Source organism: Flavobacterium succinicans (genome assembly GCF_001662485.1).
GTDB classification, from domain to species: domain Bacteria; phylum Bacteroidota; class Bacteroidia; order Flavobacteriales; family Flavobacteriaceae; genus Flavobacterium; species Flavobacterium succinicans_A.
This window is the reverse complement of record NZ_JMTM01000065.1, coordinates 43,959-69,914: the sequence shown is the minus strand read 5'-3', so window position 1 is coordinate 69,914 and position 25,956 is coordinate 43,959. Positions and strand designations below refer to the sequence as shown.

At 35.4% G+C, this 25,956-nt stretch carries 20 protein-coding genes; 17 read left to right on the top strand and 3 right to left on the bottom strand.

Annotated features, from left to right (window positions below):
- Window positions 1-72: 72 nt before the first annotated feature.
- The 4 genes from eno (at window position 73) to ctlX (ending at window position 4,776) form a co-directional block, all read left to right on the top strand.
- Window positions 73-1,365 carry a phosphopyruvate hydratase gene (gene eno / locus FLB_RS11780; protein ID WP_064716166.1) on the top strand — a complete coding sequence of 431 codons (1,293 nt, stop codon included), beginning with the start codon at window positions 73-75 and terminating at the stop codon, window positions 1,363-1,365.
- 153 nt (window positions 1,366-1,518) lie between these two features.
- Complete coding sequence (locus FLB_RS11775) at window positions 1,519-2,802, top strand: citrate synthase (RefSeq protein WP_064716165.1); 1,284 nt, start codon at window positions 1,519-1,521, stop codon at window positions 2,800-2,802.
- 67 nt (window positions 2,803-2,869) lie between these two features.
- Window positions 2,870-3,784, top strand: coding sequence for a dimethylarginine dimethylaminohydrolase family protein (locus FLB_RS11770; RefSeq protein WP_064716164.1), 915 nt, complete (start codon window positions 2,870-2,872; stop codon window positions 3,782-3,784).
- Between the two features lie 56 nt (window positions 3,785-3,840).
- Window positions 3,841-4,776 (top strand): citrulline utilization hydrolase CtlX, encoded by a 936-nt coding sequence (gene ctlX / locus FLB_RS11765; protein ID WP_064716163.1) that lies wholly within the window; start codon window positions 3,841-3,843, stop codon window positions 4,774-4,776.
- 61 nt (window positions 4,777-4,837) lie between these two features.
- On the opposite strand, the gene FLB_RS11760 is transcribed toward ctlX, so the two are convergent.
- Complete coding sequence (locus tag FLB_RS11760; protein WP_064716162.1) at window positions 4,838-5,464, bottom strand: MarC family NAAT transporter; 627 nt, start codon at window positions 5,462-5,464, stop codon at window positions 4,838-4,840.
- Window positions 5,465-5,617: 153 nt separating this feature from the next.
- Between FLB_RS11760 and FLB_RS11755 the strand changes: the two genes are divergently transcribed.
- On the top strand, window positions 5,618-5,986 hold the full coding sequence (locus tag FLB_RS11755) for a CoA-binding protein (RefSeq protein ID WP_064716292.1): 369 nt from the start codon (window positions 5,618-5,620) through the stop codon (window positions 5,984-5,986).
- A gap of 35 nt (window positions 5,987-6,021) precedes the next feature.
- Here FLB_RS11755 and eptA read toward each other — a convergent pair whose 3' ends face one another.
- Together eptA and FLB_RS11745 are read right to left on the bottom strand one after the other, a co-directional pair.
- Window positions 6,022-7,548, bottom strand: coding sequence for a phosphoethanolamine--lipid A transferase EptA (eptA, locus tag FLB_RS11750; protein WP_064716161.1), 1,527 nt, complete (start codon window positions 7,546-7,548; stop codon window positions 6,022-6,024).
- Window positions 7,529-8,392, bottom strand: coding sequence for a phosphatase PAP2 family protein (locus FLB_RS11745; protein WP_064716160.1), 864 nt, complete (start codon window positions 8,390-8,392; stop codon window positions 7,529-7,531). Before FLB_RS11745 ends, eptA begins: the two co-directional genes overlap by 20 nt.
- Before the next feature lie 779 nt (window positions 8,393-9,171).
- Here FLB_RS11745 and FLB_RS11740 point away from each other — a divergent pair.
- The 12 genes from FLB_RS11740 (at window position 9,172) to FLB_RS11685 (ending at window position 25,931) form a co-directional block, all read left to right on the top strand.
- Window positions 9,172-10,308 (top strand): aminotransferase class I/II-fold pyridoxal phosphate-dependent enzyme, encoded by a 1,137-nt coding sequence (locus FLB_RS11740; protein WP_064716159.1) that lies wholly within the window; start codon window positions 9,172-9,174, stop codon window positions 10,306-10,308.
- Between the two features lie 97 nt (window positions 10,309-10,405).
- Entirely contained in the window at window positions 10,406-11,035 is a 630-nt protein-coding gene (gene recR, locus FLB_RS11735; RefSeq protein ID WP_064716158.1) for a recombination mediator RecR, read from the top strand.
- Window positions 11,036-11,094: 59 nt separating this feature from the next.
- Window positions 11,095-11,892, top strand: a complete 798-nt coding sequence (locus tag FLB_RS11730) for a polysaccharide biosynthesis/export family protein (protein WP_064716157.1) — start codon at window positions 11,095-11,097, stop codon at window positions 11,890-11,892.
- A gap of 16 nt (window positions 11,893-11,908) precedes the next feature.
- Window positions 11,909-14,377, top strand: a complete 2,469-nt coding sequence (locus tag FLB_RS11725) for a polysaccharide biosynthesis tyrosine autokinase (RefSeq protein WP_064716156.1) — start codon at window positions 11,909-11,911, stop codon at window positions 14,375-14,377.
- Window positions 14,377-15,354 (top strand): SDR family oxidoreductase, encoded by a 978-nt coding sequence (locus FLB_RS11720; protein ID WP_064716291.1) that lies wholly within the window; start codon window positions 14,377-14,379, stop codon window positions 15,352-15,354. Before FLB_RS11725 ends, FLB_RS11720 begins: the two co-directional genes overlap by 1 nt.
- A 44-nt stretch (window positions 15,355-15,398) precedes the next feature.
- Complete coding sequence (locus FLB_RS11715; RefSeq protein WP_064716155.1) at window positions 15,399-16,790, top strand: UDP-glucose 6-dehydrogenase; 1,392 nt, start codon at window positions 15,399-15,401, stop codon at window positions 16,788-16,790.
- Between the two features lie 466 nt (window positions 16,791-17,256).
- Window positions 17,257-18,543 (top strand): nucleotide sugar dehydrogenase, encoded by a 1,287-nt coding sequence (locus FLB_RS11710; RefSeq protein WP_064716154.1) that lies wholly within the window; start codon window positions 17,257-17,259, stop codon window positions 18,541-18,543.
- A gap of 285 nt (window positions 18,544-18,828) precedes the next feature.
- Window positions 18,829-19,875, top strand: a complete 1,047-nt coding sequence (rfbB, locus tag FLB_RS11705) for a dTDP-glucose 4,6-dehydratase (protein WP_064716153.1) — start codon at window positions 18,829-18,831, stop codon at window positions 19,873-19,875.
- Window positions 19,876-20,028: 153 nt separating this feature from the next.
- A complete protein-coding gene (locus tag FLB_RS11700) occupies window positions 20,029-20,403 on the top strand; it encodes a four helix bundle protein (RefSeq protein WP_064716152.1) in 375 nt (124 codons plus the stop codon).
- Window positions 20,404-20,742: 339 nt separating this feature from the next.
- Window positions 20,743-21,213: a UpxY family transcription antiterminator gene (locus FLB_RS11695; RefSeq protein ID WP_064716151.1), complete on the top strand. Its 471-nt coding sequence runs from the start codon at window positions 20,743-20,745 to the stop codon at window positions 21,211-21,213.
- Window positions 21,214-21,906: 693 nt separating this feature from the next.
- The gene (locus tag FLB_RS11690; protein WP_064716150.1) at window positions 21,907-24,333 is read left to right on the top strand and encodes an SLBB domain-containing protein; all 2,427 of its coding nucleotides are present in this window, start codon (window positions 21,907-21,909) and stop codon (window positions 24,331-24,333) included.
- Between the two features lie 518 nt (window positions 24,334-24,851).
- Window positions 24,852-25,931, top strand: a complete 1,080-nt coding sequence (locus tag FLB_RS11685) for a Wzz/FepE/Etk N-terminal domain-containing protein (protein ID WP_064716149.1) — start codon at window positions 24,852-24,854, stop codon at window positions 25,929-25,931.
- Window positions 25,932-25,956: the final 25 nt, after the last annotated feature.

Sequence of the window (25,956 nt, the reverse complement as noted above, 5' to 3'; positions counted from 1 at the left end):
TTATTTATCATTATCATTTTATTTCCGTAATTTTGAGTAAAATACAAATTAATAACAAAAAATATAAGAATAATGAGTATTATTGTTAAAATTTTCGCAAGGCAGATTTTTGATTCAAGAGGTAATCCTACTATTGAAGTTGATGTGATTACAGAAAATGGAATTTTAGGTAGAGCAGCAGTTCCCTCGGGTGCATCAACTGGTGAACATGAGGCAGTTGAGTTAAGAGATGGTGGTAAGGCATTTTTGGGTAAAGGGGTTTTAACGGCTGTTAACAATGTGAATACTATTATTGCCGAAGAGTTAGTAGGAACTTCTATATTCGAACAAAATAAAATTGATCAAATGATGATTGATTTGGATGGTACTCCAAATAAATCAAAATTAGGAGCTAATGCTATTTTAGGTGTTTCTCTAGCCGCTGCAAAAGCCGCTGCTAATGAGTTGGGTCTTCCTTTGTATCGTTATGTAGGTGGTGTTTCAGCAAATACTTTGCCGTTGCCAATGATGAATATCATCAATGGTGGTTCTCATTCAGATGCTCCAATTGCTTTTCAAGAATTTATGATTATGCCCGTAAAAGCAACTTCTTTTTCGCATGCATTACAAATGGGAACTGAAATTTTCCATAACCTTAAGAAAGTTTTGCATGATAGAGGTCTTTCTACAGCTGTTGGAGATGAAGGAGGTTTTGCTCCAAATTTAGCAGGTGGTACTGAAGATGCTTTGGATACTATTAAAAAAGCAGTTGAGGCTGCAGGATATACTTTTGGTGACGAAGTAATGATTGCGTTAGATTGTGCTGCTTCAGAGTTTTATGTTGATGGTAAATATGATTACTCTAAATTCGAAGGTCCAACAGGTAAAGTTAGAACATCAGCAGAACAGGTTGATTATTTAGCAGAATTAGCGGCTAAGTATCCAATTATCTCTATTGAGGATGGAATGCAAGAAAATGATTGGGACGGATGGAAATTATTGACTGAAAAAATTGGAGATAAAGTTCAATTGGTGGGAGATGATTTGTTTGTTACTAATGTGGAGCGTTTATCCACTGGTATTGAAAAAGGAATCGCAAATTCTATTTTGGTAAAAGTGAATCAGATTGGTACTTTGACTGAGACAATAGCAGCTGTAAACATGGCGAAGAATGCAGGGTATACCTCAGTTATGTCTCACAGATCTGGCGAAACAGAAGATTATACGATAGCTGATTTAGCAGTAGCCTTAAATTGTGGGCAAATTAAAACAGGTTCTGCTTCTCGTTCTGATCGTATGGCAAAATACAATCAGTTGTTGAGAATAGAAGAAGAGCTTGAAGCTACGGCTTATTTTCCTGGTAAAAATGCATTTAATATAAAATAAGAATTATTTTTTTTATAGCTTAAGCCATCTGTTTATTCAGATGGCTTTTTTTGTAAACATTTAACAAGTTGGTGAATGAATTCGTTTTTAAATTTGTTCTAAATTCATTAGATTTGGGAAATATTTAATCTAAATATATCCATATATAATATTATGTCAAAAATAGCAACGTTAGAAATTGATGGCAATAAATTTGAGCTTCCGTTTATAGTAGGAAGTGAAAATGAAGGCGCTGTTGATATTAGTAAATTAAGAGATTTATCAGGAGTGATTACCATTGATCCAGGGTATAAAAATTCTGGTTCATGTAAAAGTGAAGTTACTTTTTTAGATGGCGAATTAGGAATCCTTCGCTATAGAGGGTATTCGATTGAAGATTTAGCAGAAAAAGGACACTTTTTAGAAGTTTCCTATCTAGTGATTTTTGGTGAATTACCAACGCCAGAGCAATTAATTCAATTTGAAAATGATATTCGCAAGCATACTTTGGTAAACGAAGAAATGAAGAACATCATTGATGGGTTTCCAAAAACTGCTCATCCAATGGGGGTTTTGTCTGCCTTGACTAGCGCTTTAACTGCCTTTAACCCAAAATCGGTTAATGTAGAAAACGAAAAAGAGATGTATGAAGCGGTATGCAAGACAATGGGTAAATTCCTTGTTATCGCTACTTGGACCTATAGAAAAAGTATGGGGTATCCATTGAACTATTACGATAATACGAAAGGATATGTAGAGAATTTCATGCGTCTTATGTTTGAATTGCCTACGGGGCCTTATAGTGCAGATCCTGTAGTAGTTAATGCATTAGATAAATTATTTATACTTCATGCGGATCATGAGCAAAACTGTTCTACCTCAACTGTGCGTATGGTAGGTTCATCTCATGCTGGTTTATTTGCGTCTATTTCTGCTGGAGTTTCTGCTCTGTGGGGACCTTTGCATGGAGGAGCTAATCAAGCAGTTTTAGAAATGCTTGAAGAAATTCATAAAGATGGTGGTGATACTGAAAAGTATTTGTCAAAAGCTAAAGATAAAAATGATCCATTCCGATTGATGGGATTTGGTCATAGAGTTTATAAGAATTTTGATCCTAGAGCCCGAATTATTAAGAAAGCAGCAGACGAAGTTTTAGCCACTTTGGGTGTTGAAGATCCTATTCTTGAAATTGCTAAAAAGTTAGAAGTTGCAGCCTTAGAAGATGATTATTTTAAATCAAGAAGTTTGTATCCTAACGTTGATTTTTATTCAGGCATTATTTATAGAGCTTTAGGTATTCCTACGGATATGTTTACAGTGATGTTTGCTATTGGTCGTTTACCAGGCTGGATTGCCCAATGGAAAGAAATGAGAGAAAACAAAGAGCCTATTGGCCGACCAAGACAAGTTTATGTTGGTTATCCTTTACGGGAATTTTTGACAGTAGATAAAAGATAAAATAAAAAGCAAAAAGCTTCACAAATTAGTGGAGCTTTTTTTGGTTCTAAAATAATTTGAAATTAGAATGTTAGATTTAAATGTAAGAAATGAAACGTCGCGATTAAGAAAGGTTATTTTAGGATTAGCAAATAGCAATGGGGCAACTCCAACAGTAGAGGAAGCTTATGATCCAAAATCATTAGAGCATATCTTGGCAGGTACTTATCCAAAAGAACAAGATATGACTATTGAAATGGAGGCGTTTAATTCTGTTTTTCAAAAATATGATGTAACCGTTCTCAGACCAGAATTAATACCCAATTATAATCAAATATTTGCTAGAGATATTGGATTTGTTATTGATGATGTTTTTATCAAATCAAATATTTTGCCGGATAGAGAAAGAGAATTGGATGCCATTCAATATGTGATTGATCAAATTAATCCAATTAAAGTGGTTAGACCGCCTGAAGAAGTTCATATCGAAGGAGGTGATGTTATGCTTTGGAACGATTATATTTTTATTGGTACGTATAAAGGAAGTGATTACAAAGATTATATAACTGCAAGAACAAATTGGCAAGGGGTTGAATTTATTAAACAATTGTTTCCAAAAAAAATAGTAAAAGATTTTGATTTAGTTAAGTCAAAGTTGGAAGCTCGAGATAATGCATTACATTTAGATTGCTGTTTTCAACCTGTTGGAAACGACAAAGGAATCATTTATAAAAATGGGTTTAGAGAAGAATTTGATTATTTATTTTTGGTTAATCTTTTTGGAAAGGAAAATTTGTTTCATATTACAAGAGACGAAATGTATGATATGAATTCTAATGTATTCTCTATTGCTCCTAATGTTGTGGTTTCTGAAAAGAATTTTACTAGATTAAATAATTGGTTACGAAGTAAGGATTTTATTGTTGAAGAAATTCCCTATGCTGAGATAGCTAAACAAGAAGGATTATTGCGTTGTTCAACCTTACCATTAATTAGAGATTAAAGGATAATTAAAAAAATAACCAGACTATTTTAGTCTATTTAGTACAATAAAATGACATGAAACAAACGACCAATTGTATTTTGATGATTCGCCCAATTGCCTTCAGAATGAATGAGCAAACAGCTGTAAATAATTATTACCAAAAAGTATTAGATGGACTTTTACCGGCTACTGTTAATGCCAAAGCGCAAGAAGAATTTGATACTTTTGTCAAAAAATTGCGTTCGGTTGGAGTGAATGTAATTGTGGTAGATGATACGCTTACTCCAGATACTCCGGATAGTATTTTTCCAAATAATTGGATTTCTTTTCACGAAAATGGAGATGTTGTTTTATATCCAATGTTTGCCGAAAATCGTCGTTTAGAACGAAGAGAGGAAATTTTGGATATTTTAGAAGATGAAGGCTTTGTTATTAATGAAATAATGGATTATACCGAAGCTGAAAGGGACAGTATATTTTTAGAAGGAACAGGCAGTTTGTTGTTGGATCGTGCGAATGGTAAAGCTTATTGTGCGCTTTCGCCAAGAGCTGACGAAGAGTTGTTTATTGAGTTTTGCGAAGATTTTGATTTTGCTCCTGTAATTTTTGAAGCCTTTCAAACGGTAAACATGGAGCGTAAATTAATTTATCACACCAATGTGATGATGTGTTTGGGAGAAACTTTTGCTGTACTTTGTGCTGATGCCATTGATGATAAAAAAGAGCGTAAAATGGTAATTGATAGCTTGAAAAATGACGATAAACAAGTGATTCTTATTAGTGAAGAACAAGTGAATAACTTTGCAGGTAATATGCTCGAAGTAAAAGGATCGGATGAGCGAAGATATTTAGTAATGAGTGCAGCTGCTCATCAATCATTGACTAAAAAACAAATTACGCAACTAGAGGAGCATGTTACTATTTTGAGTTCTAGTTTGGACACTATTGAGGCTTGTGGTGGAGGAAGTGCACGTTGTATGATGGCTGAAATTTTCTTACCTAGAGTTTAAAGAGATTTAAGATTTTAACTAAAAAAGCCAGTCAAAAATAATTTTTGACTGGCTTTTTTAGTTAAAAATTAGCTTTAATGATATTGATTAAGGCGCTAACTATATATTGTATCCCAATAGCAATTACTATAAATCCCACGATACGAGAAATGGCAACAATTCCAGAGGCTCCTAGCGCTTTTGCTAAATAGTGAGCACTTCTTAAAATAATATATATGGTTGTTGAAATAGCAAGAATAGCGGCAATAGAAATAATTATCTCATTGGTAGATTTGTGTTGATTGTAGAATGCTATTAATAATGACATTGATCCCGGGCCAGCAAGCATTGGAATAGCTAAAGGTGTTAGAGCGATATCATTTCTTTGTTGGGCTTCATTTTCAATTTTTTTGTTGATTCCTCTTTTTTTATTGAATTTTCCAGACAATAAAGAGAATCCAGAGCTTACGATAACTATTCCACCAGCGATTCTTAAGGAATCTATACTTATTCCGAAAAAAGTGAGCACATATTGTCCAACCAAATACGACACTACTAAAATGATGAATACATTAATTGCGGTCCAAAGCGAAAGCCTGTTGCGTTCTGATTGTGCATCGTTTTGTGTTAATCCAACAAAAATTGGAACTGTTCCGATTGGGTTTAAAACGGAAAACAAAGCAGCAAAAAGATAAATGAATAATTCCATAGGTTTAATTTTAACACAAAGCTACAATTTTTGGAATGATAAAACTTACTCGTTTGTTAATTTATTGTTTTTGTTTGCTACGATTTTCGAGCATAAACAATGGAAGTGCTTCCTTTTTTTTTGACTACTTTTGCACTATATATTTACATAAAAATGACAAAAAATAAAAAGACCTTAGTTTTAGGAGCGACTTCAAAACCAGAAAAGTACGCCTACAAAGCAATAATGATGTTGGTAGATAAAGGGCATGCTGTAATTGCAATAGGTCAAAATGCAGGTGAGGTGGCTGGAATTAAAATTCAAACCAAAGCGATACCGTTAAAGAATATCGATACCATTACCTTATATTTAAACCCCATCCGTCAAAGAGATTATTATAATTATATAGTTGAAGCTAAGCCTAAACGAGTAATCTTTAATCCAGGTACAGAAAATCCAGAATTGTATCAATTGTTAGCGTTAAATGGTATTCAAAAAGAAGTAGCTTGTACTTTAGTCTTATTGACTACGAATCAATATTAGAAAGCCTTTCTTGATTAAATGTTTTTAGAGATGGATTATTTATAAATGTTCATTTTTTCATCATAAACTGGACTTTGTACACCTAGAAAGTTTAATACACTATGAAAAACGTGGTATTGGGTTAGCTTTTGTTGGGGTTTTAGTTGTTTGGAACCATTTGATACCCAAACAATAAATGGGATTTCATATTGTTCTTTTGGTGCAATTTCTATTGGAATGCCGTGCATGTAAAGATTGTTTTCGCCAAGCGATTCTCCGTGGTCTGAAACGAAAATCATGGAACTATTGTATTCCTTCAATTCCTTTAATACTCCAATTACTTGAGATAAGATGTAATCGGTATAGACAATTGTATTGTCATAAGCATTAATTAGTTCTTTTTGGGTACAATTACCTAATTCTACACTATTACAAACAGGCTTGAAGGTTTCAAATGAAGCGGGGTATTTTTTGCTATAAGTTGGTCCATGACTTGTACTTGTATGTAGAACTACTAATATTTTATTTTTTTTGCTGGATTTAATTTGTTCTCTTAGTCCAGTTAATAGGATTTCATCATAATTGCATGGTTCGCCTTTGCAATGCGGTGCTAGAATTTCTCTGTTTTCATAGTTTTTTATATGAAGTGGAGGCTCGCCCCAGTTGGTTGTTTTCCAGAATACATCTACATCATTTCTGAATAAATAGTTAGGTAAAATTTCATATAAATCCCCCGTGTTTTTATAATCTAAAATTGCTTTTACACCAGCAGTTGTATAAGTTGCAGTAGAAGTAGCCTCAAAATGGTGTAAATTAGGTATTTTGGAGAGTAATGGATTTGTATTGTTTTTGTATCCATACAATGAAAAATTTTGGCTTCTTGCAGATTCTCCAATTACTAAAACAATCACCGCTTTTGCATTATCTTTTATGGTCGCATTGGGTAATAAAATTTCCTTTTTGTTCTTTTCTTTTTGATGTTTGTAAAAAAGAGAAATATTCACAGTGTATGACCAAGGCATTGCTAATCCGCCGAGTGTTTTTGAGTTTTTATCTATCCACATCCAATTGCTTGCATTTGCAAATACTAAGGAGAGTATGAATACTAAAGTTAAACTAATAGTAATGAGTGTTTTCTTTTTGGATTCATTTATAATTTTAGCTTTTATAATGTAATAGCTTGGTAAAACGCCAAGGAATACAAAGTAAATAATCAATTTTATCGAAAAATAATTACTAGATTCTTCAAAATTTGTATTGAGTATATTACTAACCATGCTTTCGTCAATAATTACACTATAGGTGTTTATGAAGTATACGGCAACCGAGTTAACCAGAAAGAATAGCACTAAGAGTATTTTAGCCATGTAGTGAGACACAAAAAGCAATAATAAAAACACTAAAGCATTTAAAACTAATACCGTAATGACTAGACTAATTATTAGAACAATTCCGTTTAAGCTTTTATAATCAATATTATTGAATACAAATTTAAAAAAAGGCAGATGGAAGAATATGAAATTCAAAAAACTCAATAATAAGGCAAAGTGAGTTGATTTTAAACTATTTTTTAGTGTAAACATAAATTATTTTATAAAGTGAGAAAAGCAAACTAGCTAAAGCAAAATAAAAGATAGATAGATTTTTAGCATTTATTTTCGTGATCAAAACAACACCACAAATAAGAAATAGTAAGATGAAAATAGGATAGTATTTTTTGTAATTAATCCAAGTCCAAATCTTATATTTTACACTCATGAGTACGCCTGAAAGTCCCGATATACATCCGATTATCCCACCTGTAAAAACATCGAGTGGGTGATGTGCACCTACTCCAACCCTTGTTAATGAAAGTGCGGATCCTAGTAATATAAAAATAACAGTCCAGGCAATTTTTAAATAAAATTTGTTAGGTACAAATGCAAATAACAAAACAGTTAGTGTAGAAAAAATGGTTATTGAATGGCCTGATGGTAAACTACTAAATCCAATTAATTTCTCACCAACGATTTTAAAGCTAGTGACATCATAGATTTGTGCAGGTCTTGGAACAGAAAAAATGTCTTTTAAAACTCTTGATAGAATACAGGATATAATTGAAGAAGATAATAGTGCTTCCCAAATTTTAGGAGTATATACTACTAAAGGGCTTAATAGTGAAAAAAAGACTAAGGCATCTCCGAATTGGGTAAGATTGTAAATAAGATCTGGAAATTTAGATAATTGAGCATTAATTAAGTAAAAATAACTTTTTTGAATTTCAACATAATTTAAAACACTTAATGAATTTTTACTATATAGAAACACTACAAGTGCAAGTAATAATGAAAAAGGAAAAACAAACAAAGATAGCTTTAATTTGTTGTATTTTTCGAGAACTACCGAATTTAGAGTTTCTTTTGTTAAAGATTTTAAAATAAATGGCATCTACTAAGTTTTTGTAATTTATTGGATTTGGGGTTGTTTTTTTAAATGCTACAAATTTTTCAACTTTTAAAGGTAGAAAAAAGAGATGCTTTATTTTTATAATAATTTTATAATTAGGCCGAATGGATTAATAAAAATAAATCGAATGCCTTATTATTGCTTAATTTTGCAAATATAATTTATTTTGGAGAATTAAATTAACATTTTTTTCATAGTAAATTATTTAACTTTTTAATAACATTTTTTTATTGTTTGTCAATTTTTAAATTGGAATCTGAATGTTTTGGAAGTACTTTCTGTCCTGAAAAATTAATTTTTATAAAGTTTTTCACAACTCCTTCAGGTGATACTTTTTTGTCAATACTATTCTAACTTCTTTTTTTAATTTTTAGCTTAACATAATTACAGTAAACTTAGGTTGGTTTTTTTATTTCTGATTTGCTGAATTGATGTAATAAATAGAACGGAGCTAGTTTTACAGTATTTTCATTTCTTAGAATCGTCGACATATGCTCATTTAACTCCCGACCGATTTGTGTTTTGCAAACGTTTTGTTGTAATAAAAGTTCTAATTTGTATCTTTGTTCAATGTTAAAATAGTTCGTGTTTTCGCCATGTTGAGAAGAAAATATTGTAAGATATTTTTTTCTTTTTTAGCACATGAATAGAATTATTTTTCTTTTCTTTGTCTCGAAAGAATAGTTAATCTTCCTAAACTATTTCTAAATTTCGTATTTCTACAATAGGAGGTAAGATGATATTAAATGTAATTGATTGCCATGCATAATAAAAGAATATTTCTTTCGGAATCACATCCAAGTGGTCGTGAACTAGAATATGTTCAAATGGCATTTCAAGCAAATGCGATTACTTCTGGAGGAAATGTGGTTCAGGATTTTGAGAATGATTTAGCTCTTTTTTTGAATCAAAATACATTTGTAGCTGGCACAAATTCTGGAACGGCGGCCATTCATTTAGCACTATTGCTGTTAGGGGTTCAATCAGGTGATGAAGTTTTGTGTCAAACCCTGACTTTTTCGGCTTCTGTCAATCCCGTCCTTTACATTGGAGCAACGCCGATTTTTATTGATAGTGAAGAAAAAACTTGGAATATGTGTCCGATAGCTTTAGAAGAGGCAATTCAAGATAGCATCCGAAAAGGCAAAAAGCCAAAATGCATCGTTGTTGTTGATTTGTACGGCATGCCTTTTCAAGTTGAAAAAATTCAAGCTATAGCGCATAAATATTCTATTCCTATTTTGGAAGATAGCGCTGAGGCATTAGGGAGTCGGTATAAAGATAAGCCTTGTGGTACCCTTGGGGATATAGGGATTTTTTCTTTTAATGGAAATAAAATCATTACGACCTCTAGTGGAGGCGCCTTGTTGCTTTCCGATTTAATGCAAAAAGAAAGGGCTACTTTTTTGGCAACTCAAGCTCGTGATGTAGCGCCATATTATCAGCATAGCGAAATTGGGTATAATTATGCCATGAGTTCCATAGCGGCGGCTATTGGAAGAGGACAATTAGAAGTGCTAGAAGATCGCATACAAGCGCGTCGTTTCAATCATTCATTTTACAGTAATTTGTTCGCTAGTTACGACGGAATTACGGTTTTCTCTGAGCCTGATAGCAATTTTTTTTCAAATTATTGGTTGACCACCATTTTAATAGACAAAGAAAAAATGAATGGACTGACTCCGGAAATTTTTAGGTTGTATTTAGAAGAATTCAATATTGAAGCACGACCATTATGGAAACCGATGCATTTACAGCCGGTTTTCGAAAAATATTCTTTTTATGGCGGTACAATAGCTGCATCGTTATTTGAAAGCGGGTTATGTCTTCCGTCAAGTTCTAATTTAAATGCACAAAGTCGGGAAAGAATACAAGAAGCTATAATTAGTTTGTTGTAAAAATACAAGGACTCTTAAAATCTTATTAGTTTTGATTCTAAAGCTAGTTTCCCTGTAAAACTAGAGTTTTTTCAATTTTAAACGTATTTTTGTGGCTATGGAATTTTCTTCAAAATTATTAGAGAAAGCAGTAAACGAAATGGCTCAATTGCCAGGAATAGGTAAACGAACGGCTTTGCGCTTGGTATTGCATTTACTCAAACAGCCTTCAGATCAGACACAATTTTTAACCGAGTCATTAACCAATATGCGAAATGACATTCGGTTTTGTTCCAATTGTCATAATATTTCGGACACAGAAGTTTGCCAGATTTGTGCAAATTCATCAAGAATTCATCATTTAATTTGTGTTGTAGAGGATATTCGAGATGTAATGGCTATCGAAAATACGGGGCAATACAAAGGAATCTACCATGTTTTGGGAGGTAAAATTTCTCCAATTGATGGTATGGGACCTAGCCAATTGAATATTAACTCATTGTTAGAAAAAGTGAATTCTGGTCACGTTAAGGAGCTAATTTTTGCGTTAAGCTCTACAATGGAAGGGGACACGACTAATTTTTATATTTATAAACAAATCGCCAATTCCGAAGTGATTGTTTCTACTATAGCACGAGGAATTGCAGTTGGTGACGAGTTGGAATACGCAGACGAAGTCACGCTTGGAAGAAGTATTTTGCAGCGAGTTCCTTTTGAGTCTTCATTTAAAAACACGGGTTCCAATTAATGGTTTTTGTTTTCTGTTAATTGTCAATGATGCACTATATTTGTAGCAAATTTAATAGCATGAATAAATCGATATTCTTTTTGATCCTAATAGGTGGTTTACTTTTAACGTCTTGTATACCAACAAAAGATTTAACTTATTTACAGCAAAAAGAGTCGGAATCTCCAGAAAAAGCCATTGCCGCCATTGGATCAAAGCCCTATCGATTGCAAACCAATGACATTTTGAGTATCAACCTCAAAGCGATTGATCCGAAATTGGTGGCTATTTTTAATACGAATGCCAATACTAACGATAACATGATGCAAAATTCGGAAAGCGGATTGTATTTTAATGGTTTTCGAGTAGATGATCATGGCAATATCCGAATTCCTATTCTAGGCGAAATAAATGTTTTAGGCTATACCTTAGAGGAAGTTCGATTGAAAATTGAGAAACAGTTGCTGGAAGAATATTTTAACAAGGAGGCGAATCTTTTTGTAAATGTAAAACTTTCAGGTTTTCGTTATACTATTAATGGTGAAGTGAATAGTACAGGTACTAAAACACTCTTTCAAGATAACGTAAATATATTGGAAGCAATAGCAAATGCAGGCGATATTACTATGGTGGGTAATAGAAAAGAAGTGACGATTATGCGAAAAACGCCTACTGGTGTTGAAATGCATGATTTAGATTTAACCGATAGAAAGGTCATCAACTCGCCATATTATTATTTACAACCTAATGACTATATCTACGTAAAACCACTCAAGCAAAAGTCTTGGGGAACGGGTAAAACAGGAATAGAATCCTTAGGAACAATTATTACCTTGCTTTCATTGGTAACGACGACCTATTTATTGTTAAAAAATTAAACCCTCTTTCTAGAAAATGCTTGACCTAAAAGATTTTTCCATTTTTGAAAATCAAACCACATTTGATTTTAAAGGCTTTTTGATAAAAATCGCAGGATACTGGAAGTGGTTTTTGATAAGTTTGGCCATTGCCTTCTTTATAGCTTACCAAGTAAACATTCGAAAAGAAAAAATCTATGGTTTAGAAACCCTAATTTCTGTTAAAGAAGAAAACAATCCACTATTTACTTCAAATACTAGTTTGACCTTCAATTGGGGCGGCGTCTCGGATGAAGTTCAGTCCATAACCACTATTTTGCAATCGCGTTCCCATAACGAGTTGGTGGTTGAGAAACTACAATATTATATCGATTATTTGGTTCAAGGAGAATACAATTTAATTGATGCTTATGGTGCTGTACCATTCGAATTGATTTTGGATAAAAAGAAAGGGCAATTGGCAGGAACTCTAATCAGCATCACCTTTGTATCAGAATCAGTGTACGAGATAAAAATTCCTTTTGAGAACAACGCTGTTTCATTGATTCATTATGCAGATAACTCTAAATCTAATACCGCCGTTGCTGTAGGTGAGTTTAAGAAAAGATATAGAGTGGGAGAAGTTGTCACTTTACCTTTTTTGAATTGGAAAGTGCAAATTAAAGATAATCCAGGGTTCTACAAAGGGATTGAGTATTTTGTTCGTTTCAATGATTTTGACGGAACAGTTTCAAATTATAAAGGAATTGGCGTAAAAGCAGATGATCAAGGGGGAGCTATCCTGACCTTAAGTTTGCAAGGTACAAACAAAGCACGTTTGGTAGATTATCTGAATGCTACCGTAAAAATGTTAATCAAACGTCAATTGGATAGCAAAAACCAATTTGCAACAAACACCATTGCGTTTATTGATAGTACGTTGATTGCCATGGAGTCGCAATTGAAAGAAACAGGCAACGAATTGAAAACTTTTAGAAAAGACAAAAATATTATCGATATCGAAGATGGCGGTGTGAAGTTTTCGGATAAAATGCTTCAGTATGACCTAGAGAAAGACGAGATAACTAGGAAATTGGCTTACTATAATTCTTTAAAAGCCTATTTAAAAAGTAGCGTCGATTATTCAAAACTTCCCGCGCCATCGGTAGCAGGAATTGAAGATCCAAATATTGTGGTTAATGTCTCAAAGTTAATAGCATTATCTACACAACGTTCAGAAATGGCTTATGCAGTTAAAAGCGAAAAAATATTTAAAGATTTTGACAATCAAATGATGGCGGTCAAAAATGTTTTATTAGAAAATATAACAAACGCTAAACAAGCGCTCCAATACGATTTAGCGACAATAAACAGTAAAATTGGAGTTTCGGAAAGTGCAATTAAGCAATTACCCGATGACCAACAAGAATTGATAAAAATCAAACGTAAATATGATCTGAACGATAATATTTACAATACATTTTTACAAAAACGCAGTGAAGCGGATATCGTTAAGGCCGCTAGTTTGTCTGATATTCATTTTATTGATCCTGCAAAAGATGTTGGGGGAGGATTGATAGGCCCAAAAACATCGGTAAATTATGTTTTAGCTTTGTTTTTAGGTATTCTAATCCCACTTGTTGTGGTTTTGATTATTTTCTTCATTAACAATTCTATTCAAAATACGGATGAACTGAGTAGTCTAACAAAGATCCCATTAATAGGTGTTGTGGGAGTGAATAAAGATAAATCTGATTTAGCCGTTTTTAATAAACCCAAATCAGCGTTGTCAGAATCCTTTCGTGCCATTCGCTCCTCTTTGCAATTTTTGTATAAAAAACAAAAGGTAGATGGGGCGAAAACACTCATGATTACCTCTTCGGTAAGTGGTGAAGGAAAGACTTTTTGCTCTATTAACATTGCAACAGTTTTTGCTTTAAGCGAGAAAAAAACGGTAATTGTGGGCTTGGATTTACGTAAACCAAAACTTTTTGAAGAGTTTAATTTGAATAATGATAAAGGGGTTGTTAATTATTTAATTCACCAAAATTCGATTGAGGAAATTAGTAATACTACCGAAGTTCCTTTTTTAGACGTTATATTATCAGGACCAATACCGCCCAATCCAAGCGAATTAATTATCAGTGAAGCAATGGGAGAACTGATTGCTGAACTAAAACAAAGATATGATTACATTATTCTAGACACCCCTCCTGTAGGTTTGGTGTCGGATGCGCTCGAGTTGGATCAGTATTGTGATGCTACGCTTTATATTGTACGTCAGAATTTCTCTAAGAAAGACATGGTCACTTTGCTTAATAACAGAGTGCAAAGAGGAGAATTAAAGAATACGAGTATTGTTTTGAACGGTTTTGAAAACAAGGCAAAGTACGGAACAGGTTATGGATATGGCTATGGATACGGCTATGGAAATAATACTTATGCTAGTGGATATCATGAAGTTGAGCCGGTAAAAAATCGGTTGTCTAAACTTATAGATTGGTTAAAAAAGGAAAGAAAAGTGTAATGGGAACAACGATTTTAATCACGGGTGGAGCTGGTTTTATTGGCTCTAATCTTACGGAGTATTTTTTAGCTAAAGGCTATAAAGTGGTGGTTTTGGATAATTTTGCCACCGGGCACCGACATAATCTTTCGGCAGTAGAAGGCAATCCTAATTTCAAATTAATTGAAGGCGATATTCGTAAGGCGAATGATTGTGCTTTGGCGGTTGAAGGGGTAGATTATGTATTGCATCAAGCGGCTTTGGGTTCTGTGCCTCGTTCTATTGGGGATCCTGTAACGACTAATGAGGTCAATGTTTCTGGTTTTTTGAATATGCTGGTCGCGGCAAGAGACGCCAAAGTAAAACGGTTCGTGTATGCTGCTAGTTCGTCAACTTATGGGGATTCTCAGGGACTGCCAAAGGTTGAGGATGTAATTGGGAAGCCTTTGTCTCCTTACGCGATTACCAAATATGTTAATGAATTGTACGCCGAAATCTTCGGGAAGGCCTACGGGATGGAGACGATCGGTTTGCGTTACTTTAATGTTTTTGGGCGCAAGCAAGATCCGCAAGGGGCTTATGCCGCTGTGATTCCGAAGTTTGTAATGCAATTGATGGCGCTTGAAAGTCCAAAAATTAATGGCGATGGGAATTATTCTAGGGATTTTACTTATATTGATAATGTGATTCAGATGAATGAATTGGCGATAACTACTGCTAATCCAGAAGCAATCAATACAGTTTTTAATACTGCCTTTGGAGATCGAAATACACTCAATGATCTTGTGGGGTATTTGAAAACGTATTTAGGGGAATTTGATGAAAGGATAAAAAACATTCCAATTGAATATGGTCCGAATCGAGCAGGGGACATCCCTCATTCGTTAGCCAGTATCGAAAAAGCCAAGCGATTGTTGGGGTATGAACCTAAGTACTCTTTACAAGAAGGGTTAAAAGAAGCAGTGCATTGGTATTGGGAAAATCTTGGCGAGAAGTGAGAAGGCAGAATAGAGAAGGAAAGAAATGAAAAATGAATAGTAGTATGAAAATTACAAAAATATGTTGCATAGGCGCTGGATATGTTGGAGGACCAACGATGGCGGTTATTGCACAAAAATGTCCCCATATCCAAGTGACGGTGGTGGATTTGAATCAAGAAAGAATAGCGGCATGGAATGATGCTGACGTGAACAATATCCCTATTTATGAGCCAGGTTTGGCTGAAGTAGTACAAGAAGCACGAGGGCGCAATTTGTTTTTTTCTACAGATGTGGAAAAAGCTATTGACGAAGCGCAATTGATTTTCATTTCTGTGAACACTCCTACCAAAACGTATGGTAAAGGAAAGGGGATGGCGGCCGATTTAAAATACATCGAATTGTGTGCGCGTCAGATTGCTAAAATAGCCAAAGACAATAAAATTGTAGTTGAAAAATCAACCTTGCCAGTGCGCACCGCCGAAGCGATTAAAAGTATTTTAGATCATACGGGTAATGGCGTACAATTTCAAATTTTATCCAATCCTGAATTTTTAGCGGAAGGTACTGCGGTAAACGATTTGTTATTTCCTGACCGAATCTTGATTGGAGGGGATACTGCTGTAGACGGACAAAAAGCGATCCAAGCTTTAGTGGAGGTGTATGCGAATTGGGTGGCTCCCGAAAAGATTTTGACTACCAATGTTTGGTCTTCAGAATTGTCAAAATTAACGGCTAATGCTTTTTTAGCACAACGTATCTCTTCTATTAATGCGATGTCTGAATTGTGTGAGCAAACCGGTGCCGATGTGAATGAAGTGGCTAGAGCTATCGGAATGGATAGTAGAATTGGTTCCAAATTTTTGAAAGCCTCTGTAGGATTTGGCGGTTCTTGTTTCCAAAAAGACATTTTGAATTTGGTGTACATTGCTAAATCCTATGGTTTGCAGGAGGTAGCCGATTATTGGGAGCAAGTCATTATCATGAATGATCATCAAAAAAGACGTTTCTCTAACAAAATAGTACAAACCTTGTACAACACGGTAGCCGATAAAAAGATTGCTTTCTTGGGTTGGGCGTTCAAGAAAGATACGAATGATACCCGCGAATCAGCAGCTATTTATGTGGCCGATGATTTGATCAATGAAGAAGCACAACTTTCAGTGTATGATCCTAAAGTTCCGTTTAAAAAAGTGCTCGCCGATTTGGACTACTTAGCGTCAAGAACCACCACACAAAATCAACAACATATTCGTGCCGCGGCTTCTGCCTATGAAGCCTGTGAAAAAGCACATGCGATTGCGATACTAACCGAATGGGATGAATTTACAACTTACAACTGGCAAAGCATTTACGATAGCATGCAAAAACCAGCTTTTGTTTTTGATGGTAGAAATATTTTAGATGCTGAGAAGATGAAGGCGATTGGTTTTGTGTACCATAGGATAGGGGCGTAGGGGGTTATCAGTTATCGGTTGTCAGTTATCGGTTATCGGTTATCGGTTGTCAGTTATCGGTTTTCAGTTAACAGTTTTTAGTTATCGGTTATCAGCTGTGGGTTTTTAGCTTGTCGCAGAATGGGTAAAGGGTTGTTATAAAAAGTTAAACCGTTTAATCGTTTACTTGTTTTAATAGATTAAACCATTTATCGATTAAACGGTGTGACGAATAAACCCTTTAAATAATTAGCCAATTAGGTCTAAAAAATCTATCACTAAATACAGTGATTTTTTTGGTTTTTTTTGTTGTTTTATTTGAAGTTTAGTGCTTCAACTACAGTAGGTTGTATTCCGAATTCTAGGGATGCAACCTTTTGTTTTTTTATAGCTTTTTATTGTGAAGAATAGCTGTATAGATTTTTGTTATATTTGCACTCCCAATAAACAGTCAACGGAAAGTAGGGTGTTTAAATAAGTAGTGATTTTGGATACAAAAATAAAAATTGCCGTGATCGGTCTAGGATATGTAGGATTGCCTTTGGCTAGACTTTTTGCAACGCAATATCCCGTGGTTGGATTTGATATTAACGAAAAAAGGATAGCTGAATTACAACAGGGAACTGATAGTACTTTAGAGGTAACCGATGCGGTACTTCAATCGGTTTTAGTGCGTGATTTTGAAGTACATGCTAAAGGGTTGTTGTGTTCTAGTGCTATAGCAGCCATTCAAGATTGTACTTACTACATCGTTACGGTACCCACTCCCGTAGATAAAAACAATCGCCCTGATTTAACGCCTTTGTATAAATCCAGTACTACTGTGGGGAGTGTATTAAAAAAAGGAGATATTGTTATCTATGAATCTACCGTATATCCAGGGGTAACCGAAGAAGAGTGTGTGCCAGTATTGGAAAAAGTTTCTGGACTACAATTCAATGTTGATTTTTTTGCAGGGTATTCGCCTGAACGAATTAATCCAGGAGATAAAGAGCATACGGTAGAAAAAATTCTAAAAATTACTTCAGGATCTACACCAGCTATAGGGGAAAAAGTCAATGCCTTGTACCAATCGGTTATCATAGCGGGTACGCATTTGGCTCCCTCGATCAAAGTGGCTGAAGCCGCTAAAGTCATCGAGAACTCCCAACGCGATATCAATATCGCCTTCGTCAATGAATTGGCTAAAATCTTTAATTTATTAGACATTGATACCAGTGCCGTTTTAAAAGCTGCTGGAACTAAATGGAATTTCTTGCCTTTTAAACCGGGTTTAGTAGGCGGACATTGTATTGGAGTGGATCCGTATTATTTGGCACAAAAAGCCCAAGAGAAAGGGTATCATCCCGAAATTATTTTGGCTGGACGTCGTTTGAATGACAGTATGGGGGAGTATGTAGCTTCACAAGTGGTGAAATTGATGATTAAAAAAGGGGTTACGATTAATGGTGCCCAATTGTTATTGTTGGGTATCACTTTCAAGGAAAATTGCCCTGATGTTCGCAATACGAAAATCGTAGACGTGGTTCGTGCTTTTGTAGAGTATGGCATTCAGGTTACGATTTATGATCCCTGGGCGAATCCAGAAGAAGTAGCCCACGAATACGGATTAGCTACGTTAAACGAATTGCCCGAGACTACTTTTGACGCTATCGTTTTGGGAGTAGCCCATCAAGCGTTCTTGGATATGGATTACGCTGCTTTGAGAAAGGAGAAAAGTGTTTTGTATGATGTGAAAGGGGTGCTGCAAGTAGCGGTGGATGGGAAGTTGTAGGGTTTCGGTTATCAGTTGTCTGTTATCGGTTGTCAGTTGTCAGTTGTGAATTATCATTTATCAGTTATCGGTTGATAGTTAGATGGTGGTGGTGTTTAACCGCAAAGTGCGCAAAGGGGTTACGCAAGGGACGCTAGGATTTAAATTTGAGGGTTAATGGGGGTGTTGTTTGATTGTTTGTTGGTGAGGGATTATTCCAAAAGACAATTCAACGATTCAATATTTCAACGATTCAACAGTTAAAACCAAGTAAATAAAGAATAAAGATTTTAAATATTTATAAAAATGAAAAAAATATTGATTACAGGTGGAGCAGGATTTATTGGGTCGCACGTGGTGAGACGATTCGTAACAAAGTATCCTGACTATCATATTTTTAATTTAGATGCCTTGACCTATGCGGGGAATCTTGAAAACATCAAGGATGTTGAAAAAGCACCGAATTATACTTTCGTAAAAGGGGATATCACCGATGAAGCCTTTATCAATGAATTGTTTGCTGCACATCAATTTGAAGGTGTTTTGCATTTGGCTGCGGAATCTCATGTGGATCGTTCGATTACGGATCCTTTGGCTTTTGTGAAAACCAATGTTTTTGGCACCATGATTTTATTGAATGCCGCTAAAAATCAGTGGAAGGATGCTTTTGAAGGGAAACGTTTTTATCATATTTCTACTGATGAGGTGTATGGTACTTTAGGAGCTGAAGGCTTGTTTACAGAAACAACGGCTTATGATCCTAATTCCCCTTATTCGGCCTCCAAAGCGAGCTCGGATCACTTTGTGCGTGCTTATGGGGAAACGTACGGATTGCCTTATGTGCTTACGAATTGTTCGAACAATTACGGGCCGTATCATTTTCCTGAAAAATTGATTCCACTTTTTATCAATAATATTATTCAAAATAAACCTTTGCCTGTATATGGTGATGGTAATTATACAAGAGATTGGCTGTTCGTGAAAGATCATGCTGTAGCCATCGATTTGGTTTTCCATAAAGGAAAGAATCATGAAACGTACAACATTGGTGGCTTCAATGAATGGAAAAACATTGACTTGGTAAAAGTCTTGTGCCGCATCATGGACGAAAAATTAGGTCGCCCAGAAGGCACTTCACAAGGGTTAATTACCTATGTAAAAGACCGTCCAGGGCATGATTTGCGCTATGCTATCGATGCTAGTAAAATTAACCAAGAGTTAGGATGGGAGCCATCTGTTACTTTCGAAGAAGGTTTAGAGCAAACTATCGATTGGTATTTGAGTAATCAAGAGTGGTTGCATAACGTGACTTCGGGGGCGTATGCGTCGTATTACGAAAAGCAGTATTTGTAGTTGTCGGTTTTCAGTTATCGGTTTTCTGTTATCAGTTATCGGTTATCGGTTATCTGTTATCTGTTTTCAGTTATCTGTTTTCAGTTGTATGATAGTTGGAGTTTAATAATGTATGACTGTTTTTATTGATTTTTAATTATATATATGCTATAAATGAAAAGTTACAAAGATTTAGAGATATACAAAAAAGGGTTGAATTTGTTTTTAGAAACGCATAAGATGTCTTTGAAGTTGCCTAAATATGAGTTGTACGAATTGGGAAGTCAGTTAAGAAGGTCTTCAGATTCTGTTATTACAAATATTGTGGAAGGATATGGAAGGAAAAGATATCAGGCTGATTTCATAAAATTTTTGGTATATTCTCACAGTAGTAATTTGGAAACAATCAATCATCTTGAGAAAATTATAATCTTATATCCCGAGCATTTTGAAGTAGTTTCAAAACTAATTAAAGACTATGATGGATTAGGAGCACAGCTATATAAATTCTTACTGTATGTAGAAAATAATTGGAATAAGTTTGAGTAGGTAGCCGGTTATCAGTTTTCGGTTGTCGGTTATCAGTTATCGGTTCTCTGTTTTCGGTTCTCTGTTGTCAGTTGTGAGTGTTCTGTTTTCTTTTTTGAGTTCGCTGTTTTTAGATGTCATTTATCAGTTGAGTTGTGAGTAATGAGCTGAGGTAAGAAATAAACCGAAACTCGACAACCGATAACCAAATAACTAAATAACCAAAACCCGATAACCAACAAATGGTAACCAATAACCAACCACCGATAACTGAAAACCGACAACCGAAAACCGACAACCGAAAACAGAGAACCGAAAACAGAGAACCGACAACCGAAAACTGAAAACTGAAAACTGAAAATGAACTGGTACGTACTTTATACAAAGCCCAAATGGGAGAAGAAAGTAGCTGAAAGGCTTAGTGAAATTGGTATTACGGCTTATTGTCCTACTGTGGTCAAGGTACAACAATGGAGTGATCGTAAAAAAAAGGTGGTAGTGCCTTTGTTTTCTTCCTATGTTTTTGTGCAATTGGAGGAAAACAATAGAAATGCTGTTTTTAGCGTTACTGGGGTGGTTCGCTATTTGTTTTGGTTAGGTAAGCCTGCTCTTGTTAGGGATCAGGAGATCCATTCCATTCGCCAATGGCTGTCGGAACCCGATGCTTTTGAAGTTGAGCTGGCTAGTTGGCAACCCGGAGATCGAGTGGTGTTAGAACAGGGGGTTTTTAAAGATCATATAGCGGTAGTGCAAGAAGTTAATGCTTCTAGTTATGTCTTGGTGTTAGAAGCTTTGGGTTGTGTACTGAAAGTAGCGAAGAAGAAAGCGTGATTTTTTGTAGTTTATTCGTGTAATCGGTTAGCAGTTTATATGTTTAATCGCATAATTGTAAGCGGTTAATTGGTGTAAAGTTAGATGATTAAACAGCTCATCAATACTTCTGGTAATTAATTAAACGCTTGAATCGGTTAAACAGTTAAGCAATTTAACAATTAAGCTACGAATCAGTTAAATGATTCAACAAATGAACAGTTAAACAATTTAACGATTCGACCGCAATTCAGTTAATCAATTAACGACTAAGGCAATAAAAAAAAGCCAATATTTAAGTTTTAAATAAGACTACTATTCTTGTTTATTTGTCTTAAATTTGCAAAAAATTTAAATAGGGAGTCTTTAAATGGGACTCACAGTGGCGAAGCCGTGGAATGAAGTGAGAGGTGAAGAGTGAGAGGTGAGAAGGCAGAATAGAGAAGGCAGAATATAGAAAAGAAGTGAGAGGTGGAAAGTGAGATGTGAAAAGTGAGATGTGAAAAGTGAGAAGGAAAATGTGAGAAGGGAAAAGTGAGAAGGGAAATGTGAGGAGTCAGAAGAAAGAAGTGAGGGGAGTTAGCCTTCGACAGGTTCAGGTGACGGGGAAAAGGAGGAGTTTAGTACTATAGTAAAGAAGAACAGGTAAAAGAAAACGGAGAACTATTTCTTATAGCAGTCGATTAAAGGCTGAAAATAAATACATTCTAAAATATGAAAAAAATACTAATTGCTTTTGTTGTTGTATTCGCTTTTTTGCAGTCGTCAGGGCTGTTTGCACAGGATTTAATGAAAAGTCAAGATTTAAGTACCTTGAAAGTCGATTATTTGACTGATGCGGAAATTGCAAAAATCAAGGGGCAATTGCAAGCTAACAATGTAACTATTGAGCAAGCAGAACCAATGGCTATAGCCAAAGGGATGTCGGCTGGAGAATTTGCTAAATTGAAAACCCGTTTGAAGGCTATCGATGGCGGAAAAGAGCCAATAAAAAAAGAAGAGCTAGATAAGAATAAAAATAAAAAAGTAGTCCTTAGGGAACAGGAAGAATATTCTAATAAAAAAGTTAAGGACACGCTAAATGCCTTGGTTTTTGGTTCGGAATTGTTTGATAATCCGACCTTGAATTTTGAACCGGATTTAAAGTTAGCTACTCCAGTGAATTATGTTTTAGGACCTGGCGATGAATTGCAAGTGAGTGTTTACGGTATTCAAGAATTTAATGCTAGTATTCCAGTATCAGTAGAAGGGAAAGTGAGCATACAATACGTAGGACAAATCGCGGTTTCGGGTTTGACCATAGAGGCAGCAACCCAAAAAATCCGTGGCGCCATTGCAAGAGTGTATAGTACTGTGGCTTCTGGTCAATCACAAGTGGGGGTAAGCTTGAGTCGTATTCGTACGATTAAAGTCACCTTGATTGGGAGTAAGCAACCGGGTAATTACTCTGTTTCTTCTTTGGCGACTGTTTACAATGCGTTGTATTTAGGAGGAGGGCCTTCTAAAAACGGCAGCTATAGAAACATAGAATTGATTCGTAATAATAAAGTATACCGAAATATAGATATCTATCGTTTTTTAGTGAATGGGAATCAATCGGACAATATTGGACTAAAGGACAATGACGTTATTCGTATTCCAGCTTATACCAAACGCGTTACGATCGAAGGAGAAGTGAAACGACCTGGTATTTTTGAATTGAAAGCGGGAGAATCGTTTAGTGATTTGTTGCGTTTTGCTTCAGGATTTACGGATTTGGCCTACACGGCTTCGGTTAATGTTTTGCAAAAAACAAGCAAAGAATTTAAGGTTAAAGATGTGAAATCGAATGAGTTTTCTACTTATAAACCTTTGGCGGGAGATGTTTTTAAGGTGACTAAAATTTTAAATCGTTTTGAGAATCGTATCAAAATCGAAGGAGCTGTTTTCAGACCCGATACGTATTCCTACTACAATGGCATGCGTATAGCAGATTTGATCACACAAGCTGATGGATTAAAAGAAGATGCCTATAAAAAGCGTGCAACCATTGTGCGTTTAAAAACGGATTTGACTACCGAAATCGTGAATGTCGATTTGGCTAAAGCACTTTCTGGTGATGCCTTAGCCAATATTACATTACAAAAAGAAGATATAGTTACCGTGTACTCTATCTTAGATTTTAAAGAAAACTATACGATTTCTATCGATGGAGAAGTAAAGAAACCCGGAACCTATGACTATTTTGATAATTTATCTCTGAATGATGTCATTGTTCAAGCGGGTGGGCTTACTGGCGCTGCTTCTAAACGAGTGGAGATTGCCCGAATGATCAAAGCAGAAACAGAAGATGTTACTTCTTCCAATCGGGTAACCTTATTTGATTTTGAAATCACTACCGATTCAAACGAGCAATTGAAAAATTTTCAATTACGCCCTTTTGATGTCATCAATATCCGAAGAGTAGCGGTTTATGAAAAACCACAGCAAGTAACTGTAAAAGGTGCTGTTAGTTATACTGGAAAATATGCTTTGGTACAAAAGAGAGAAAAGATATATGACATCATACAAAGAGCAGGAGGCCTGTCGTCTCTAGCCGATCCTAATGGGGTTAAGATCAAGCGCCCAATTCAAGCCAAACAAATCGAAGACTTAGAAAACATCAATTTGAATTTGGGTAAAAAAGACAGTATTCAAAATAAACTGGAAACGAAGTTAAAAGAAGAGTTGAAGTTTGCTACCATTCCAGTGGATTGGAAAGCGATACTTAAAAAACCAACGAGTACCTCGAATGTTACCTTGTTGCCTGAGGATGAGATTGAAGTGTCTTATTTAAGTGAAAGTGTTAAAGTTACTGGGAACGTGCTGTTGACTTCGGAAATTCCATTTGAAAAAGGACGTGGATTCGCTTATTATTTGGACGCCGTAGGTGGCACAGATGCCAAAGCCTGGAGAAAAAAAGCTTACGTGATTTATCCCAATGGAAAAGCAGCTGTTACCGGTCAATTTTTGTTTTTTAGAACCTATCCAAAAGTATTGCCAGGTTCTCAAATTATAGTGCCCGAGAAACCTGAAACTAAAAAAATGACTACTGGAGAATGGGTGAGTATCGGTAGTGTGATCAGTAGTTTGGCGTTGTTGATTGTAACGGCGTTTAAATAAAAGTCCCCGATCCCCCTAGCCCCCGAAGGGGGGATCGAAAAAGTAGAAGTTAGAAAAAGTAGAAGTTAGAAGGGTTTAAAGGTTTACTAGTTTAAGATCTAAATCTTATACCACTGTGTCAGGTCGAGCGCAGTCGAGACGCTTTTAACAACGGAAAGTTAGAAAAAATAGAAGTTAGAAGGGTTTAAAGGTTTACTAGTTTAAGGTTTAAATCTTGTACTACTTTGTCAGGTCGAGCGCAGTCGAGACGCTTTTAAAAACGGAAAGTTAGAAAATAGAAGTTAGAAGGGTTTAATAGTTTAAAATTTAAATCTTGTACTACTTTGTTAGGTCGAGCGCAGTCAAGACGCTTTTAAAAACGGAAAGTTAGAAAGTGAAAATTAGTCCATAGTGAATAGTCCTTAGTAACCAGGTCTTATTAAAAACAGCCTACAGTCAATCCATAACCCAAAACCCAAAACTCACAACTCACAACTCACAAGAACCCATAAACAACCCAAAACCGATAAAACGGAACTATGGAACAAAATATACCTAACCACAACGACGAAATCTCGTTAAAAGAATTACTTGAAAAAGGCAAAGAGTGGTACGACTACTTACTATCCCAATGGAAAATCATTGTATTGGCAGGATTGGTAGGAGCGGTCCTTGGATTGACCTATTCGTTCATTAAAAAGCCCATCTATACAGCGACTTTGTCTTTCGCATTAGAAGATGAAAAAAGTGGTGGTGGTGGATTAGGAAGTGCTTTAGGATTAGCGAGTTCTTTAGGGTTAGACCTTGGTGGCGGTGGCGGTAGTATGTTTTCTGGCTCTAACTTAACGGAGTTATTCAAGTCCCGAGCGATGGTGGAAAAGACGTTGTTGAGTACAGTACCCGATGCAAATGGTAAACCCATTACTTTGGCAGAGTTGTATATTCAAAATAATGAATGGCGAGACAAATGGGAAGGCAAACCCAAATTTGAAAAGATACAGTTTTTACCTAATGTGAAACGTACCTATTTTACCCGAGTACATGATAGTATTTTAGGAGTGATGTACGATGAACTCTCCAAAACTAGTTTGTCCGTGGCCCAAAAAGATAAAAAAATTGCCATTATCAATATAGATGTTAACGATAAAAACGAACTATTTGCCAAACAGTTTTGCGAAAGTTTGGCGAAAACGGTTTCTGATTTTTATGTGACTACCAAAAGTAAGAAAGCCAAAATGAACATGGATATTTTGGTCCGCCAAACGGATTCCATTCGTGGTGAATTGAATGGCGCCATTACTGGTGTAGCGGTTGCTAACGACAATACCTTCAATTTGAACCCTGCATTAAATGTTCGTAGAGCACCTTCTGCTCGCCGACAGGTAGATGTCCAAGCCAATACCGCTATTCTAACGGAACTAGTTAAACAAACCGAATTAGCCAAAGTTACGCTCAGAAAAGAAACACCCTTAATACAAGTGATTGATCGACCGATTTTACCCTTGAAAAAGGAAAAGTTTGGTAAAGCGAAAGGATTGGTGTTGGGTGGATTTTTGGCTGGGTTTTTAGCAGTGTTGGGATTAATTGTTAGGAGGTTGTTTAAACAGTTGGCCCTTTAAGAGAATCAATTGGCTTTATTGTGTA

Excerpts from the sequence above, each read along its gene's own strand:
- rfbB (WP_064716153.1), top strand. The coding sequence starts at position 18,829 with ATGAAAAAAATATTGATTACAGGTGGAGCAGGATTTATTGGGTCGCAC.
- FLB_RS11685 (WP_064716149.1), top strand. The coding sequence starts at position 24,852 with ATGGAACAAAATATACCTAACCACAACGACGAAATCTCGTTAAAAGAA.
- FLB_RS11725 (WP_064716156.1), top strand. The coding sequence starts at position 11,909 with ATGCTTGACCTAAAAGATTTTTCCATTTTTGAAAATCAAACCACATTT.
- FLB_RS11690 (WP_064716150.1), top strand. The coding sequence starts at position 21,907 with ATGAAAAAAATACTAATTGCTTTTGTTGTTGTATTCGCTTTTTTGCAG.
- recR (WP_064716158.1), top strand. The coding sequence starts at position 10,406 with ATGGAATTTTCTTCAAAATTATTAGAGAAAGCAGTAAACGAAATGGCT.
- FLB_RS11740 (WP_064716159.1), top strand. The coding sequence starts at position 9,172 with ATGCATAATAAAAGAATATTTCTTTCGGAATCACATCCAAGTGGTCGT.
- FLB_RS11715 (WP_064716155.1), top strand. The coding sequence starts at position 15,399 with ATGAAAATTACAAAAATATGTTGCATAGGCGCTGGATATGTTGGAGGA.
- FLB_RS11755 (WP_064716292.1), top strand. The coding sequence starts at position 5,618 with ATGACAAAAAATAAAAAGACCTTAGTTTTAGGAGCGACTTCAAAACCA.
- FLB_RS11700 (WP_064716152.1), top strand. The coding sequence starts at position 20,029 with ATGAAAAGTTACAAAGATTTAGAGATATACAAAAAAGGGTTGAATTTG.
- ctlX (WP_064716163.1), top strand. The coding sequence starts at position 3,841 with ATGAAACAAACGACCAATTGTATTTTGATGATTCGCCCAATTGCCTTC.
- FLB_RS11720 (WP_064716291.1), top strand. The coding sequence starts at position 14,377 with ATGGGAACAACGATTTTAATCACGGGTGGAGCTGGTTTTATTGGCTCT.
- FLB_RS11695 (WP_064716151.1), top strand. The coding sequence starts at position 20,743 with ATGAACTGGTACGTACTTTATACAAAGCCCAAATGGGAGAAGAAAGTA.
- FLB_RS11745 (WP_064716160.1), bottom strand. The coding sequence starts at position 8,392 with ATGCCATTTATTTTAAAATCTTTAACAAAAGAAACTCTAAATTCGGTA.
- eno (WP_064716166.1), top strand. The coding sequence starts at position 73 with ATGAGTATTATTGTTAAAATTTTCGCAAGGCAGATTTTTGATTCAAGA.
- FLB_RS11760 (WP_064716162.1), bottom strand. The coding sequence starts at position 5,464 with ATGGAATTATTCATTTATCTTTTTGCTGCTTTGTTTTCCGTTTTAAAC.
- eptA (WP_064716161.1), bottom strand. The coding sequence starts at position 7,548 with ATGTTTACACTAAAAAATAGTTTAAAATCAACTCACTTTGCCTTATTA.
- FLB_RS11730 (WP_064716157.1), top strand. The coding sequence starts at position 11,095 with ATGAATAAATCGATATTCTTTTTGATCCTAATAGGTGGTTTACTTTTA.
- FLB_RS11775 (WP_064716165.1), top strand. The coding sequence starts at position 1,519 with ATGTCAAAAATAGCAACGTTAGAAATTGATGGCAATAAATTTGAGCTT.
- FLB_RS11770 (WP_064716164.1), top strand. The coding sequence starts at position 2,870 with ATGTTAGATTTAAATGTAAGAAATGAAACGTCGCGATTAAGAAAGGTT.